Below are 17,612 nucleotides of genomic sequence, written 5' to 3'. Positions count from 1 at the left end.
GTATAATAGAAACGGGTGATGATATGAGCAAAAAAATAGATATAGAGAAATACTTTACGCCTGATTTAAATAAGGCTAGAAAAAGAACAAAAAAGACAATTGAAGAAGTGCAATTTGACTTAAACGATACATATAAATCAATAGGTCATAATAAGACCTATTTAATTCATACTTATGGATGTCAAGGTAATGAAGCTGATAGCGAAACCATGGCAGGTATTTTAGAACTTATGGGTTTTAAAAACACCAATGATGAGAAAGATGCAGATATTATTTTGATTAATACATGTGCAATTAGAGAAAACGCTGAAAATCGTATTTGGGGTGAACTGGGGAGACTAAAAGCATATAAAAGACAAAATCCAAACCTTATTTTGGGTCTGGCAGGATGTATGGCTCAAGAAGAAAATGTCGTTGACCGTGTGTTAAAGAAGTATCAACACGTAGATATTGTTTTTGGCACACATAATATTCATAAACTTCCAGACTATATTCAGACTGCTATGTTTGCAAAGGAACGTGTGATTGAAGTTTATTCCAAAGAAGGAGAAATAGTCGAAAATCTTCCGAAAACAAGAAATCATCAGTTCAAAGCTTGGGTAAATATCATGTTTGGCTGTGATGAGTTTTGTACATATTGTATTGTTCCTTACACAAGAGGTAAGGAAAGATCAAGATCAAAAGAAGAGATCATTGAGGAAGTCAAAGAACTAGTCAAACAAGGTTATCAAGAAGTTACATTACTTGGACAAAATGTGAATGCATATGGAAAAGACCGAAAAGAAGACGACTATACGTTTGGAGACTTATTAAGAGATCTTAATGATACAGGAATCAATCGTATTAGATTTACTACCTCACATCCACATGATTTAGATAGAAAAACTATGGAAGCGATGAGAGATTGTGAACATGTCATGCCATTTTTCCATTTGCCTGTGCAATCTGGATCTAATCCAGTATTAAAAAAGATGAATAGACATTACACTAAAGAATCTTATTTAGAAAAATTAAAAGAACTTAAAGAAACCGTACCAGGCATATCAGTAACTACAGATATCATTGTTGGCTTTCCGGGTGAAACTGAAGAGGATTTCTTAGAAACTTTAGATTTGGTTGAAAAAGCAGATTTTGAAGGAGCGTTCACTTTTGTTTTCTCAAAAAGAGAAGGGACACCAGCAGCTAAGTTCGAGGATGAAACTCCTGAAGAAGAGAAAAAACAAAGATTATATAGATTAAATGAAAAAATCAACGATGGATATTTAAGAGGATCTCAAAGATTTTTAGGTGAAACAGTAAAAGTATTGGTTGACGGTGTATCAAAACACGATGACGAAGTTCTAGCAGGATATTCTGAACATCAAAAACTAGTCAATTTTAAAGGCGATAAATCTTTAATTGGACGTATTGTTCATGTCAAAATTACGGTTGCAAAAACTTGGTTTCTAATGGGTGAGCTCGTTGACTGAAAAACAAAAAATCATTGAAATGATTAAAAATAGTGAAGAAATTAAAAGATATAAAGCCATTGAAAAAGTGATTAATGATAACCAAGATTTGAAACTAAAAATCAATCAATTAAAGACTGTTCAGAAGCAATTAGTTAATGCAAAAGAGATTCAAAAAGAAAAATCTGCTGAACATTTTCAAAAGCTATATGATGACCTCTTAGATGAGATTGAAGCATATCCCCTTATGTCCGATTATCTCGCTTTGCAAGGCGATATCAACGAAATGATACAAGCAATTGCTGAAATCATAGAAGATGGGATTAATAACGAATTAAACAGCAAATGACCCTAAATCCTCAATTTAGGGTCATTTTGATACCAATAACTTGATAAATTATCAAAAAAATTGTATGATTAAGTAAAGAGTTCATATGGAGGTAGCTTATGCCAAGATTGACAAGAGATAGCAATATTAAGGTTGGAAATAAGGAGTATAAAGTCGAAGATCTATTAAAGACAATTATTTATTTACCTGAAACTGATATCAAGAATTATTTTATGGATCTTGGACTAACTATTCCTAGAGAACTGCGCATGTATGTCTTAAAAGAAAATTTAAGAGAGAAAGTTGTAGAAACTAGAAAGTCAAGATTAACTATGGCTGATGAAATCAATTATAGACTTTCTTGGTTTACTGAATTTTGTGAAACACAGCTTGAGAACTTACTTGTTTTCTTTGATGATGAAAGAATTTTTAGAAATTATTTAGAAGATTTTTGGACAGATCTTTTAGGCTATATGGTTGAAAAACATGTACCAGCTGAAGACATGAAACGTTTATATGATTTAAGCGTTCAACAAGTTAAGAAGCATGGACTTGTTTTACCTAACTTAAAAACATATAATCGTGGATTAAAAGATATTTTTTATGATAGCTTTGGTAGAATAGATGGTTTAGCACCACAAAAATTAAGACCAGTACTTTATAAGAGTTCTACACTTGGCGAAATTCGCGATTTAGGGACAAAATATGGTGTTAATGTACCTAGAAGACTGAAGAAAAATGAACTTGCAGAAATCATTATTAATGAACTCAAAGATGAGGGAAAATATACTGAAGAGTTAGAGCGTAAAATCAAAGGTATGTCAGTGATTGTGATGCAACGTTATGCAGTCGATCATGATATTAAAGCTTCAACAGAACTTAAAAAAGAAGAAATCATTGAATATGTTTTAAAACATGCTGAAGAAACTAAGGAAACTTACTTTGTTCCTCAATCGATTGAAGAATATGATAAAGAGGTTCATGATGTCTCTGAAGATGTAGTTAAAGAAGAACCTGCTAAAATAGAAGCAGTTGAAGAAGAACCTAAAGCTGTTGTTGTTGAAACAGTTGAAGAAGTTAAAGAAGAATTGGTAGTCGAAGTTAAAGAAGAAGCAGAAGATATCGTAGTTGAAGAACCGGTTATTGAACAAGAGGTTGAAAAAGTGGAAACTAAGGTTGAAACTAATGAAAAACCTCAAATTCAATATGTCGGACAGTCCATCAATTTAGATGAGCTTGTTAAGGAAATTAAACTATTAAGAGAAGCTATTGAAAAGAATCGCGAAGAGAAAAAGGTTGAAGTAGTTAAAGAAGTCACTGAAAAAGAACCAATCATTCAACCAGAAAATGTTGTTCAAGATGAGATTGAAATAGAAACCCTTGAAGATGCTCAAACGATGGAAGTATCACAACAAGAAGCACTAATTTTAAATTCAGCTGAATTTTATGGTGACAAAAAACTATATAAAAAACTTCAGAAAAAAGAGGAAGCTGCTGAAAGAGAAGCATTCATTGAGAAACAAAAAGAAAATTCAACGATAGGTGTTGATCAAAATGATGATGAAAAACTTCCGGCAGAAGTTAGATTCTTTGGCAAATTATTTAAGAGAATAGGTAAGATTTTATTCAAAATCATCATTATCGTTGTTCCGATTGCACTGATTTTATTATTGCTATTTGGATTACTAACATATTATGTAACAACACTTACATTCCTAGATGGAATAAAAGCCGCTTTAAACAACTTAGTCTATATTGGCGGTAGAGGATTAATTGATTTTATTCACCATTTATTTGCCTCAATAGGCATGTAAAAATACTAAAGTAGGGGGCACCTTATGGAAAAACAACAATTCACCCCAATGATGCAACAATATCTTGATATTAAAGAAGACTACGCCGATGCGATAGTCTTTTTTAGATTAGGTGATTTCTATGAAATGTTCTTTGATGATGCAATCATAGCATCAAAAGTTTTAGAAATTGCATTGACTTCAAGAGATGCAGGGGAAAAAGTACCGATGTGTGGTGTTCCATTTCATTCTGTTAAACCATACATTCAAAAACTTATTGAAAAGGGTTTTAAAATTGCTATTGCTGAACAAGTAACAGAACCAGGGAAAGGCTTAGTTCAAAGAGAAGTTGTAAGACTTATTACACCAGGTACTGTTTTTGAAGACGGCATTTTAGACCAAAATACGAATAATTTTATCGCAAGTGTCATATTAACTGAAAAAGGATATGCATTAACATATGTTGATATTTCAACTGGTGAAGCATTTATTACAGATACATTGGATAAAAAAGAAGTTTTTGATTTAATTCTATCCTTAGATATTAAAGAGGTATTAGTATCAGTAAATTTCGATAAATTATTTATTGAACAGCTTAAAGATAATGATTTACTCATTTCATACGCTGATGATTATACATTACATGATTACACATATATTAAACATCTTGATAGAGAACAAAAAAGAGCAGCTTCTCATTTATTAAATTACTTAAGTAAGACACAAATGCAAACCTTGAATCACTTAATGCCATTTACATATGTTCAAAAAGTTGGACATATGCATGTGGATTATCGAGTGAAAAAGCATTTAGAGATATTAGAGTCCTTAACCAATAATCACAAAACAACACTTGAATATTGGTTAAACCATTGTCAAACAGCAATGGGATCAAGATTATTGAAATCCTACTTAAATCACCCTTTAAATGATGAAAATGCCTTAAATGAGCGTTATGATTTCATAGAAGCATTTATGCCTTATCAACCAAGAGAAGATTTAATAGAGCATCTAAAGTATATTTATGATATCAATCGTATTGTAGGTAGAATATCATTCCAAACTGTAAATGCAAGAGATTTATATCAATTAAAAGAAACACTTAGACATATACCATATGTTATTGAAACCCTAAAATTATATGAACACCCACGCATTAAATCATTAATCAAAAACATAAAAGATCATCAAGAACTATTCAAGTATTTAGATCAAGCCATCGAAGAAGATCCACCACTAACAATTAAAGAAGGTGGAATCATCAAAGAAGGTTTTAATCAAGATTTGGATGATTTAAGACATATTAATCTCAAAGGTCAATCATGGCTTAATGAATTTGAGATGAGTGAAAAAGAACGCACAGGTATTAAAAATTTAAAAGTTGGATATAATCGTGTATTTGGTTATTATATTGAAATCTCAAAAGGGAATACGCAATATGTGAAAGATGAGTTTGGATATGAAAGAAAACAAACTTTGACAAATAGTGAACGATATATATCACCAGTACTTAAAGAAAAAGAAGATCAAATTCTTCATGCTAAAGAAAAAGCAATCAACCTAGAATATGAGTTATTTAAAGATATAAGAACTTATGTAGAAAAATATACACATGACTTACAAGAACTCTCTACACAAATTGCTCAAATAGATGTCTATTTAAATTTAGCAATTGTTAGTGAAAAAAACCAATATAAAAGACCAATGATTAAAAAAGATCGAAAAGTTAGGGTTATCCAAGGAAGACATCCAGTTGTTGAAAAATTTACAACATTTATTAAAAACGATGTCGTCATGGATGAAGGTGAGATATTTTTAATCACTGGACCAAATATGAGTGGTAAATCGACTTATATGCGTATGTTTGCGATGATGATTTATATGGCTCAAATTGGTTGTTATGTGCCTGCTGACATGGCAGAACTCCCTCTTTATGACGCACTTTATACAAGAATTGGTTCTTCGGATGATTTATCTGGAGGCAAATCTACATTTATGGTAGAAATGGTAGAGTCTAATGAAGCATTGACGTATGCAACAAAAGATTCACTCATTTTATTTGATGAAATCGGTAGAGGTACAGCAACATACGATGGTATGGCTCTTGCTCAAGGGATGATTGAATATATCCATGAAAAAATAGGATGTCAGACATTATTTTCTACACACTACCATGAACTAACAGTTCTTGAACAAAGTCTATCAAGATTAACTAACTTATGTGTAAGAGCTAAAGAAGAAAACAATACGATGGTTTTTTTACATCATGTAGAAAAAGGAACAACCGATAAGTCTTATGGTATCCAAGTAGCGTCACTTGCACATTTACCGAAATCGTTAATTACAAGAAGCAAACAAATTTTAAATAAGTTAGAAGATAAAGAGAATAAGGTTGCACTTGATTTATTTAATTATGAAGATTATGAATCTTCTTTAGATCAAGTGATTGATGTTAAAGAAGTTGAAGTTCTAGATGAAATAAAGTCATTAAACACAGATGAAATGACACCAATAGATGCGCTTTTATTACTCAAACATTTACAATCAATCATACAGAAAAAGTAGGTATTTATGGCTTTAATTAAACAAATGGATAGCAGACTTGCGAATATGATTGCTGCTGGTGAAGTTGTTGATCGCCCAAGTTCTATCGTAAAAGAACTTGTTGAAAATGCAATTGATGCAAAAGCAACATCCATTACCATCGAAATTGAAAATGTAGGTATGAACAAAATTACCGTCACTGACAATGGTACAGGGATGGATTTTGCTGATGCCCATTTAGCATTTGAAAGACATGCAACATCTAAGATCAAAAATGAATATGAATTAAGTCATATTTCGACACTTGGGTTTAGAGGCGAAGCCTTAGCAGCTATTCAAGCAGTTTCTAAAGTTTCATTAAAGACTAAAATGGAAGGTCAAGAAGGTATAGAAGTTATATATCATGGTGGTCATTTCATTGAAGATAAAAAGGCAACATTAAATACTGGAACTGTAATTACGGTTACTGATTTGTTTTATAATACACCAGCAAGATTTAAGTATATTAAATCAGAACAAGCTGAGAAATACGCAATCATTGATATTTTTGATAGATTAGCACTTGCAAATCCGGATGTTAGATTTAAACTAATCATAGATGAAAAGCTAGTTAAAGAAACATTTGGAAAACACGATTTTCATCAGTTGATTGATCAAATCTATGGATCAAAGATGACAAAAGATATGATTGTTTTCAATCAGACATTTCAGAATATTGATATAACAGGATATCTAGTTTCTCCCAAAATCACGAGATCTAGAAAAAAAGATATCTCTATTTTTGTAAATCACAGATATATTAAAAATTATAAGTTAATTCAATCAGTAATCGATGGCTATCATGGCTTTTTAATGACAAATAAGTATCCTATCGCGCTCATTCATTTAACTATGGACCCTCAACTTTTAGATGTCAATGTACATCCTCAAAAATATGAAGTTAAATTTGTTAATGAATTATTGTTAGCTTATCAAATAGAGCAATACATTAGACATGCACTCGAACAAAAAACACATCAAATACCTGAAAGATATGAAGAAATCAAGAAAGTTAAACAAGAGACTTACGATGTTCAGCATTTGGATTTTGAACTTAATGAAACAGAAACGAATGAACAACCAAAGCATGATGGAATTCCAGAGCAAAAAATCCCATCATTTGATTATATTGGTATTTTTTCGGGGACTTACCTATTATTCCAAAATAAAGATGGATTGTTTTTAGTTGATCAACACGCTGCCCAAGAGCGTATCAGATATGAGCATTATTTCGAAAAATTAGGGAATCCAAAATCCCATCAAAGACAATTACTGATTCCTTATGAACTGGATTTAACACATAGTGATTTAGATATACTTGAACAATATCAATCTGTTTTCAAATCATATCAGTTTGAGTTTATTAATCAAAAGATCACAGGATTACCAACATGGTTAAGAGAAAAAGAAATTGATCTTGCTATAGAAGAAATGATTACTCAACTTGAAAATCACGGAAAAGTTGATTTAAAATTACTTAGAGATTATCTTGCTAAAGATATTTCATGTAAAGGGTCAATAAAGGCCAATCAATATATATCTAATCAAGAAGTCGAGCAATTAATGAAAGATTTAAGATTGTGTAAAAATCCTTATACATGTCCACACGGCAGACCAACAATTATTAAGTTATCTCATTATGATGTTGAACGCATGTTTAAGCGGGTGGTATGATGAAAAAAGTTATCGTTATCGTCGGACCAACAGCATCAGGAAAAACAAAGTTATCGGTAGATTTAGCAAAAAAAATAGGTGCAGAAATTATCAATGGTGACTCTGTTCAAATTTATAAAAAATTAGATATTGGTTCCGCAAAAATTAAAGAAGATGAAAAACAAGGTATCAAACATCATTTGTTTGATGTTTGTGAGCCTAAAGATACATATACAGTTTACCAATTTCAAAAAGATGTTAGATCATTGATTGAAAATATCAAGCATCCAATGATTGTCGGAGGGACTGGTCTTTATATTAAGGCTGCTTTATATGATTATGAGTTTGAATCCGAAGAAAAAAAGATTGATGTTGAAACCATTTATGAACATGATTCAAATGAAACTTTATATCATAAAATAATTGAGTTAGATCCGAACATTGAAATCGATCCACATAATCGAAGAAGATTGTTAAGAGCTTTAGCTTTGGCGCATCAAGGACAACTAAGATCACATAAGCAAAATAAGGATCAACCATTATATGATTTATGCATATTGTATCTAGATTTAGACCGTAAGGTTTTAGAGGAAAGACTTCATATGAGGTTAGAAAAACAGTTAGAAGATGGCTTCATTGATGAAGTCAAAGCTTTAAAAGATGATGGTATAAAAATTAATGCGATTGGCTATAGAGAAATCGATCAATATTTGGACCAACTATTGTCATATGAAGAGATGAAAACTGAAATCATTAAAAAAAGTAAAGCTTTAGCCAAAAAACAAAAGACATGGTTTAAAAACCAAATGCATGCATATATGCTTGATGCTTTATCAGAAAGCTTATTAGATGATGCATATAAGACCATTAAAGATTTTTTAAACGAATAGAGGGATGAGATGAATATATATATCATAGGTATGCCTGGATCTGGCAAAACAACAGTTGCTAGACATCTAGCAGAAGCCTTAAATTATACATATATTGATTTAGATGGTATGATTGAAAAAGATGCACTCATGTTTATCGAAGAGATATTTGATAAGTATGGAGAAGAAAAATTTAGACAGTTAGAAACAGAAGCCATTAAATCTATAGAATGTGACCAAGCAGTGATATCTTGTGGTGGTGGTATTGTGACAAGAAAAGAAAATAAAGAACACATGCAAGGACTAAAAATTTATTTAGACACTGATTTAGATGTGATTAAAAAACGACTAAAAAACGATTATCAAAGACCGTTGCTTCAAAAAACAACTCTAGAACAACTCTTTGATGAAAGATTTTTAAAGTATCAAGATTTTGCTGATGTCATCATCAATAACAATTATGATGTGGATCAAACAGTTAAAGTGATATTAAACTATTTAGATAAAAAAGAGGTAAAATAATGAATATTTTAGTGATTCATGGACCCAATTTAAATATGTTAGGTAAAAGAAATGAAAAACATTATGGCACCTTTACTTTAGATGAACTATATCAAGAAATAGCTGATTATTTCGAAGATATAGAATTCTCGTTTTTTCAAACAAGTTATGAAGGCGAAATCATTGATGTCATCCACCAAGCTGAAGAAGATGGATATGATGCGCTCATCATCAATCCTGGTGCTTACACGCACACTTCGATAGCAATTAGAGATGCATTAGAGTGTATCGATATCATTAAAGTTGAGGTTCATTTATCAGATATTGAGAAAAGAGAACCATTTAGAAAAATAGATTATATTAAAGATGTTTGCCATGCAAGATTTATGGGTAAAAAGATTGATAGCTACATAGAAGCAATCAAATTTATCCAAAGTTTATATGAAGAAGAACATATGCATGACATTGACGTGTAAATAAAATAATATTTATTTTGATATTTATTCGAATGACTTGTATTATACATTTATTCGTGTATAATGGAGATAGACATTAAGTTGTTAGATTTAAAAAAGGAGTATCGTAAATGAAAGGCACTGTAAAATGGTTTGATTCTGACAAAGGATATGGATTTATCTCTTCAGAAGACAACAAAGACATTTTTGTACACTTTTCAGCAATTCAAACTGAAGGTTACAAATCACTAGCTGAAGGCGACCAAGTCGAATTTGAAGTTAAAGACGGCGATCGTGGCCCACAAGCTGCTAACGTAGTTAAATTATAATTTTAAAATTTATCTAGGTAGTAAAAGGGAACTCATTTGAGTTCCCTCTTCTTATTTAATGGATGAAAACGTTTTACGAAGTTTTTAATGTTGACATCTTTTTCATCTATGTTACAATAGTCCCATACAATTTAAGAGCATTTAGAGGTAGCGATGTAGAAGAGTACTTTGTGGAGTCGGCAGACTATGAAACAAAGGAAAGGCAGCCATCGCCGAATGAATATCTTAGGCATAAGATGTTTGTGGGGTTATAAGAAATACTTATGACACTCCTACTATAAGTAGAGGCGCTAATAAAATATCTATTTTATGTTGAAGTGTCCTCTTGGGTGCTTTTTTTTGTAAAAAAAACAAAGAAAAGAGGAAAAGAGAATGAAAAGAATTTTTGCATTCGTATTGATTTTGGCTGTTACATTTAGTTTAGCAGCATGTGGGACATCAAATGAGTTTGATGTGGAAGAAGAAACACAGATTGTTGTGGGGTTAGAAGCAGCTTATGCGCCTTTTAACTGGGCGACGCCTGAAACAAATGATTTCACTGTTGAAATTAGTGGTCAATCAGGGATGTATGCTGATGGTTTTGATGTTGTGATGGCTCAGGCGATTGCTGATGAGCTAGGTTTAGAACTTGTTATAAAAGCAATTGAATGGGATGGACTTATTCCAGCGTTATTAGCAGGAGAGATTGATTTGATTATCGCTGGTATGTCTCCAACTCCAGAAAGATCTGAAACAGTTGCGTTTACTGATGAATATTATAGAAGTGAACAAGTGATGGTAGTGAACCGCGATGGAAATTATGCCAATGCGACATCACTAGATGATTTTAGTGGTGCTAGAGTTGTTGCTCAACTTGGAACACTACAAGATGATTTAATTGGGCAAATCGATGGAGTTAACCATTTAGAGGCATTAAACGACTATCCAACCTTAACAACTGCTTTATTAAATAACGCTGCTGACGCATTTGTTGCGGAACTTCCAGTTGCTCAAGGTGTTGTGCAATCAAATCCTGATCAATTCAGTATTGTTAGCTTTGTAGAAGGGCAAGGATTTGAAGTCAGTGATGAAGATGTTGTTGTCTCGATTGCTTTAAGACAAGAGGATGTAACACTTTTAGGATTAATCAATGATGTTTTAGCAATGATTTCTACAGATACTAGAAATGCTTATATGGAAGCTGCATTAGGTAGACAACCACAATCATGATTTATCAAACACTTCCTGCTAGAGATGCCTTTTTTGAGACGGTTTGGTATTTGGTTGATACATATGGATCGTTTTTTATAAGAGGTATTATTATAACCTTATTATTATCGGTAGTAGGAACCGTAGGGGGATTTATATTATCCCTCTTTTTGACGGTTATCAGAACTGCTGAAATCGATAAGAAGAGAGATCATTTACCTAAAAAAGTCCTAGTCAAAATGGGGCATTACATGACGAATTTCTATGTCACAATTTTTAGAGGAACACCGATGATTGTACAGGCAATGATTTTTTATTATGGTGTTTCTAGATTGCAGTTAGCTTGGTGGACACCGCTTGTTGCCGGTCTTACTGTTGTTACTTTAAATACGACTGCATATATTGCAGAAGTGATAAGAAGTGGAATCAATGGTATCGATAAAGGGCAGATGGAAGCTGCTAGATCTTTAGGGTTTTCAAGAAGAAAAGGTATGTTTTTGATTGTCATGCCACAAGCGATTAAAAACTCTTTACCAGCTATAGGTAATGAATTCATTGTCAACTTAAAAGATACTGCTGTTTTGTCAGTCATTGGCGTATCGGAACTCTTTAGAGCAACTCAACTAGCAACCGCTCCAAATTATAGAACAACTGAGGGATTTTTTGTTGCTGCGGTGATGTATTTATTGTTGACATATGTCACTAGCAAAGTTGTCAATTACTTAGAGAAAAGAAAACCAGCGCAAAAGAAGGTGACAAGTCATGTCTAAAGTTATTTTAAAAATCAATAATATACATAAAAAATTTGATGACCAACTTGTTTTAAATGGAATCGATCTAGAGATTCATGAAAAAGAAGTAGTGAGCATCATCGGATCATCAGGATCAGGAAAAACGACACTACTCAGATGTTTGAATCTTTTAAATGAACCAGATGATGGTCATATCTATTTTTTAGGTGATGATCTAATGGATCAAAAAACAGACATTGATCATCTAAGAATGCATATGGGTATGGTCTTTCAATCTTTTAATTTGTTCAACAATAAAACAGTACTGGAAAACTGTACTTTAGCACCTATAAAACTTTTAAAGATGGATAAAATAGAAGCTGAGAAACTCGCGTATGTCTTATTAGAAAAAGTAGGTATGAGAGAGTTTGCTCATCAACCTGTAACTCAATTATCAGGTGGACAAAAACAAAGAGTAGCAATCGCTAGAGCGCTTGCGATGAATCCTAAGATCATGCTTTTTGATGAGCCGACGAGTGCACTTGATCCTGAAATGGTTGGAGAAGTCTTGCAAGTCATTAAAAAACTAGCACTTGAAGGTATGACAATGGTTATTGTAACTCATGAAATGGGGTTTGCTAAAGAAGTATCTGATCGTGTAGTCTTTATGGATCAAGGTGTAATCTTAGAAATGGGTAGTCCAGAACAAATATTTGAAGCTCCAAAAGAGATAAGAACACAAGCTTTTCTTAAAAGATTTGTGAAAAATGAGAACACTTTGTGAAAAAGTGTTTTTCTTTTTAACGTTGTTGTCTATGAGAGCGCTTTTATGATATAATAAATTCAAAGATGGGAGCGTTGATAATATGGAGAAAGATCTATTAGAAGTAGAGCGTAAGCATCTAAGTAATGTCTTAAAAGAATGCGAAGAGAAACAAGTTTGTGATATGGAAGAAAAATTCGCATTGACATATACTTATGATGCAGTTGGAATGGGAGAAAATAGAATCCCTTATGAAGATGTAAAACGTTTAAGCCAAGCTAAAGCTCTACTTGAGTACAGTGAAAGAGAACAAAAGGAAATTTTAAATCATTTAAAAGCTTATCAGTATGTGAAAAATGAAGCTCAAACTGGAAAAGTTTTTGATGAAGAAAAACTAAAAGATATCCATGAAATTTTAGTGGAAGGTATATTCCAAGGTGGATGTTATCGTAATGTAAACATTAATATTTTTGGTGCAACACACCAACCACCGGATCATGTTAAAGTTTATGATCGTATGGCGAAATTCTTTAGAAATTTAGAGCATTTTGAAGGAACACCATTAGAAAGAGCAACTTATGCACATGCAAGTATTGCTAAAATTCATCCGTTTGTCGATGCAAATGGAAGACTTGCAAAACTTGTTCTAAATTATTTCTTAATGAAAAATGACTTTTTACCAATATCTATACCACTGGAATTACGTGAAACATATATAGAAAAACTTGAAATATTTAAAACTGAAAAAGATTTAAATCCATTAACTGATTTCTTCAAAGAATTACTCATCAAACGCTACGAAGAAGTCTTAAAAGAATTAGACATTTGAGTGCTTGATTGCACTCTTTTTTTTCGTGCTTTTTATCATGATATATGATAAAATATAATAAGGTGATGACATGTCAATAAAAATAGGTGAAACGCAAAAATTAAAAGTGGATCGAAAAACTGATATCGGATATATGCTAACAAGCGATATGGATGAAGTTTTCCTACATTTCAACGAAAGTTTGCATCAAACATTAAATCCAGGTGATTTGGTTGATGCATTTTTATATTTGGATCATAAGGGTAGAGTAGCTGCTACATTAAAAACAGCATATTTAACGGCAGAACGACCGGCATTCTTAGATGTTAAGGATATTCATCCCCAATTAGGGGTATTTCTTGATATGGGTATATCTAAAGATTTACTTTTATCAAAAGATGATCTTCCTTTTGATAAAGATTTGTGGCCAAAAGTTGGAGACAAATTGTATGTAATACTTTATGTTAAGGGCAAAATGGTCGCGAAACTTGCGAGTAAATCTGATATTGATTTAAAACCCGAAACGGTATTAAAGCCAAAAGATCATATTGAATGCTATGTACATCAAATTGGTAAAATCGGACTCAATCTACTATCCCTTGAGGGGCATCAAATATTTGTTCATGAGTCCATGTATCAAGGAAAACATAGACTAGGTCAAAAAGAAGATGTTACAGTGACATTTATATCTGATAAAGGTATCAATGGATCATTAATTGAACAAAAAGAAGTGAAACTATTTGATGATGCAAATCTTATTTTATCTCATCTCATTAGATATGGAGATTTAGATTTAGACTCAGATAGTTCACCAGAAGATATCAAAAAAGTTTTTGATATGAGTAAAAAAGCATTTAAGCGAGCATTAGGTCATTTATATAAAGAACGTAAAGTTGATTTTACAAATGGAAAAACAAAGTTGGTGAAGTAAAATGAGCGAAAGAAACGAAAAAGATCCTTTTGCAGAATATGATAAATTTTGGGATGAACTTAATGAAATAGATGAAATCAAAGACGATGAAGATTATTTCAAAGAAAAAAGAAAACAAAAACCATATACATTCAACTCGTTTTATAAACAATCAAAAAGTAACAATGGTCAAGCTAACGGTCAAAACATAGTAAAAGGATTTACTGTTATGTTTGTATTCTTCGTGATTTCTTTCATAATCATAGGCTTAATTAATATGCCTGCATTTAGAATGGGTATGTCTTTCTTCTTTCCGATACAAGCCATATTTTCATTTATCTTTTTCATCACGATTGTGTCATTTATTCTTAGAAAAATAAAAAACAAATAATAAGGTGAAGTTATGAATCAAAATAAATTAGTAGAAAATGTTACATCAAGAGATCAAGATTTTGCACAATGGTATACAGATTTGTGCCTTAAAGCAGAACTCATGGATTATAGTGATGTCAAAGGATTTATTATATATCGCCCATATGGATACGCAATATGGGAAGGTATTCAAAAATATTTAGATCGAAGATTTAAAGAAACAGGACATGAAAATGTCTATATGCCATTAGTGATTCCTGAGTCTTTATTTGAAAAAGAAAAAGAACATGTTGAAGGTTTTGCTCCTGAGACTGCAATGATTACAACTACAGGTGTTGAAGATTTGGCAGAACGTTTGATTATTAGACCAACTTCTGAAACATTATTTTGTACGCATTATCAAAAAATCGTAAATTCTTACAGGGATTTACCTAAAAAATATAATCAATGGTGTAGTGTGGTGCGTTGGGAAAAAACAACACGTCCATTTTTGCGTGGTAAAGAATTCTTATGGCAAGAAGGTCATACAGTTCACCACAATGAAGAAGAAGCAAGAAAAGAAACATTAGATATCTTAGATATTTATAATGATTTAGGAAAAGAATTACTTGCAATTCCTTTTGTTACAGGTAGAAAAACTGAAAAAGAAAAGTTTGCTGGTGCTGTTGAAACTTATTCGATTGAAGCTCTAATGCATGATGGTCAAGCCCTACAATCAGGTACTACACATTATTTTGGACAAGAATTTGCGAAAGCATTCGATATTAAGTTTCAAGATGAAAGAAATAAGATTCAATATGCTTATCAAACTTCTTGGGGCGTTTCAACACGTTTAATTGGGGCTGTGATTATGGTTCATGGTGATGATGAAGGATTAGTTTTACCGCCATACGTTGCACCAAATCAAATTGTGATTATTCCAATCCAAGGAAAAAAAGAAGTTGTCAAAGAAGCAACTCAAAAACTTTATCAATCACTCAAAGACGAAGGATATCGTGTTATTGTCGATGATTCTAACAAATCTCCTGGATGGAAGTTTAGTGAGTATGAAATGAAAGGTGTTCCAGTTCGTATCGAAGTTGGACCACGTGATTTGGAAAATAATGAAGTTGTAATTGTTACTAGACACGATCGCAAAAAACAAGCATATCAAGTTGAAGATGTAACTAAGCATATGGATAAGATTTTAAAAGATATGCATGATGCTATGTATCAAAATGCACTAAATCATGCGAATAAAAACACTTATGAAGCAAAAACATATGAAGAGTTCAAAGCATATATTAAAAAAGGTGGATATGTTGCGTTAAGTATTTCTGGTGAAGAAGCTGAGCTTAAAATCAAAGCGGATACTACAGCAACAGCTAGAGTAATACCATTTGAACAAAAACTCATCACAGATGTTTGTCCAGTGACGGGCAAAAAAGCAGTACAAACTGTCTGGTTTGCACGTGCATATTAAGATTTTTGTGATATAATGGTAAACGTTGGAAAAATAATGAGGTGATATTATGCACAATTCAATTATTAAAGATACGATTCGATTAGATAAAGAAGCTAGAGAAAAAATCGAAGCTCTAAAAAAAGAAAAAGATCATTTAGATGAACTACTTAAAACTGAAACTCATGAACTTAAAGCAACTTATGAGGCAGAGAATAAGAAAATTATAGATGAAAGAAAAGAATCATATCAAAAAGAAATAGAAACAAGACAAAAACGAGAAAAAGACAACTACGATAAAATGTTAAAAGAGATTCAAAAATTATATAAAGAACAAAAAGAAAAGTGGATTGAAGAAATTTATGAAGCTTGCATTAAATAATAGCAAGAAGGTGAATTCATATGAGTTCGTGGTCTAATAATGCAATTATTACAAAAGCAAAATCTATGTATGGACGATTTCTGAAGCCTTCTGATTATGATAAACTCATTAAGTTTCATTCGCTTCCAGATTTGGTATCATTTTTAAAAAAACACCCGCATTATCAAGAGGTGTTAAAAGATGTTTCGGAATCTACAGTTCATCGTGGAAATTTAGAGTCTCTCATACGAAAAAATTTATTTGATCAAGTTATAAAATTGATCAAAACGGTTTATTCAAAAGACTCAGAATATTACGAACTTAATATTTTAAAACAGGAACATGAGATTATTTTATCTATTATAAGAACATTCATTTCTGATGATACAGAAGATCAAAAAGGTAAGTTGCCTTACTTTTTTGACGTGCACACCGAATTAGATATGAAAAAATTAATCAAGGTAGCAAGTTTTGAAGAGCTTTTAGATGCTTTAGAGCATACACATTACGAAGATATTATAAGACCTTATTATACAAGAAACAAAGATAATATTAGATACTTAGATATTGAACATGCACTCGAAGCGTATTACTATGATGAAGCTTTTAGACGTATTGAAAAGCATTACAGTGGATCATTAAAAAAAGATCTAGAGAGTATCTATCAAACGAAAATAGAACTCGCAAACATTACTAAAATATATCGTTTGAAAAAGTTTTATCAAGCTGATCCGGGAACGATTAAAGGTGTTTTGATTACCAAATATAGTCGTATGAAAGAAAAGAAAATTGATGAAATGATTGATTTAAAAGATCCAGATGAAATCTTGAAGTATCTTGCAAAATCTGAATATCAGAAATTCACAAGCGACAAAGATTATGTTTACATCGAATATTATGCAGGTCAAATTCGTTATGATTTAGCTAAAAAATTTATGTATTTTTCAACAGAGGTGCCGAAAGTTTATACAGCTTTCATAACACTCGCTGAAATAGAAATAGAAAATATCACCAACATTATCGAAGGTATTAGATACCAAGTGAGTGAAGGTGAAATGAAACAAATGTTAATTTATTAG

Annotated in this window: 18 protein-coding genes; all 18 read left to right on the top strand. The window is 31.8% G+C overall.

The features are described 5' to 3' along the window. Positions 1–23 precede the first annotated feature (23 nt). The 18 genes from BK011_04110 to BK011_04025 all read left to right on the top strand — a co-directional run bounded on the left by BK011_04110 (position 24) and on the right by BK011_04025 (position 17,612). Positions 24–1,469 (top strand): tRNA (N6-isopentenyl adenosine(37)-C2)-methylthiotransferase MiaB, encoded by a 1,446-nt coding sequence (locus tag BK011_04110; protein AUD64897.1) that lies wholly within the window; start codon positions 24–26, stop codon positions 1,467–1,469. Next, positions 1,462–1,797, top strand: a complete 336-nt coding sequence (locus tag BK011_04105) for a hypothetical protein (GenBank protein ID AUD64896.1) — start codon at positions 1,462–1,464, stop codon at positions 1,795–1,797. Before BK011_04110 ends, BK011_04105 begins: the two co-directional genes overlap by 8 nt. 98 nt (positions 1,798–1,895) lie before the next feature. Then, positions 1,896–3,590 (top strand): hypothetical protein, encoded by a 1,695-nt coding sequence (locus BK011_04100; GenBank protein ID AUD64895.1) that lies wholly within the window; start codon positions 1,896–1,898, stop codon positions 3,588–3,590. A 24-nt stretch (positions 3,591–3,614) separates the two neighbouring features. Beyond that, positions 3,615–6,134: a DNA mismatch repair protein MutS gene (locus BK011_04095; GenBank protein ID AUD64894.1), complete on the top strand. Its 2,520-nt coding sequence runs from the start codon at positions 3,615–3,617 to the stop codon at positions 6,132–6,134. Positions 6,135–6,140: 6 nt separating this feature from the next. Then, positions 6,141–7,826, top strand: a complete 1,686-nt coding sequence (locus BK011_04090; GenBank protein ID AUD64893.1) for a hypothetical protein — start codon at positions 6,141–6,143, stop codon at positions 7,824–7,826. Continuing rightward, positions 7,826–8,695 (top strand): tRNA (adenosine(37)-N6)-dimethylallyltransferase MiaA, encoded by an 870-nt coding sequence (locus BK011_04085; GenBank protein ID AUD64892.1) that lies wholly within the window; start codon positions 7,826–7,828, stop codon positions 8,693–8,695. The genes BK011_04090 and BK011_04085 overlap by 1 nt, the downstream gene beginning before the upstream one ends. Before the next feature lie 9 nt (positions 8,696–8,704). Then, complete coding sequence (locus BK011_04080; protein ID AUD64891.1) at positions 8,705–9,196, top strand: hypothetical protein; 492 nt, start codon at positions 8,705–8,707, stop codon at positions 9,194–9,196. After that, complete coding sequence (locus tag BK011_04075) at positions 9,196–9,651, top strand: 3-dehydroquinate dehydratase (protein ID AUD64890.1); 456 nt, start codon at positions 9,196–9,198, stop codon at positions 9,649–9,651. The genes BK011_04080 and BK011_04075 overlap by 1 nt, the downstream gene beginning before the upstream one ends. 110 nt (positions 9,652–9,761) lie before the next feature. Continuing rightward, positions 9,762–9,959 carry a cold-shock protein gene (locus tag BK011_04070; protein ID AUD64889.1) on the top strand — a complete coding sequence of 66 codons (198 nt, stop codon included), beginning with the start codon at positions 9,762–9,764 and terminating at the stop codon, positions 9,957–9,959. Positions 9,960–10,331: 372 nt separating this feature from the next. Next, positions 10,332–11,168: a hypothetical protein gene (locus tag BK011_04065; GenBank protein ID AUD64888.1), complete on the top strand. Its 837-nt coding sequence runs from the start codon at positions 10,332–10,334 to the stop codon at positions 11,166–11,168. 50 nt (positions 11,169–11,218) lie between these two features. After that, on the top strand, positions 11,219–11,917 hold the full coding sequence (locus BK011_04060) for a hypothetical protein (GenBank protein AUD66143.1): 699 nt from the start codon (positions 11,219–11,221) through the stop codon (positions 11,915–11,917). Beyond that, the gene (locus BK011_04055) at positions 11,910–12,662 is read left to right on the top strand and encodes a hypothetical protein (protein AUD64887.1); all 753 of its coding nucleotides are present in this window, start codon (positions 11,910–11,912) and stop codon (positions 12,660–12,662) included. Before BK011_04060 ends, BK011_04055 begins: the two co-directional genes overlap by 8 nt. An 82-nt stretch (positions 12,663–12,744) precedes the next feature. Continuing rightward, on the top strand, positions 12,745–13,470 hold the full coding sequence (locus BK011_04050) for a hypothetical protein (protein ID AUD64886.1): 726 nt from the start codon (positions 12,745–12,747) through the stop codon (positions 13,468–13,470). Between the two features lie 70 nt (positions 13,471–13,540). Further along, complete coding sequence (locus BK011_04045; protein ID AUD64885.1) at positions 13,541–14,380, top strand: hypothetical protein; 840 nt, start codon at positions 13,541–13,543, stop codon at positions 14,378–14,380. A gap of 1 nt (position 14,381) precedes the next feature. Further along, positions 14,382–14,750 carry a hypothetical protein gene (locus tag BK011_04040; protein AUD64884.1) on the top strand — a complete coding sequence of 123 codons (369 nt, stop codon included), beginning with the start codon at positions 14,382–14,384 and terminating at the stop codon, positions 14,748–14,750. A 12-nt stretch (positions 14,751–14,762) separates the two neighbouring features. After that, positions 14,763–16,193: a proline--tRNA ligase gene (locus BK011_04035; protein ID AUD64883.1), complete on the top strand. Its 1,431-nt coding sequence runs from the start codon at positions 14,763–14,765 to the stop codon at positions 16,191–16,193. Positions 16,194–16,242: 49 nt separating this feature from the next. Further along, positions 16,243–16,554, top strand: a complete 312-nt coding sequence (locus BK011_04030; GenBank protein ID AUD64882.1) for a hypothetical protein — start codon at positions 16,243–16,245, stop codon at positions 16,552–16,554. A gap of 20 nt (positions 16,555–16,574) precedes the next feature. After that, positions 16,575–17,612, top strand: a complete 1,038-nt coding sequence (locus BK011_04025) for a hypothetical protein (protein ID AUD64881.1) — start codon at positions 16,575–16,577, stop codon at positions 17,610–17,612.

It is taken from the genome of Tenericutes bacterium MZ-XQ (assembly GCA_002838205.1).
Classification (GTDB): domain Bacteria; phylum Bacillota_I; class Bacilli_A; order Acholeplasmatales; family Acholeplasmataceae; genus Mariniplasma.
Note: the sequence above shows the minus strand (reverse complement) of the source record. Positions and strands in the feature narration are given on the sequence as shown.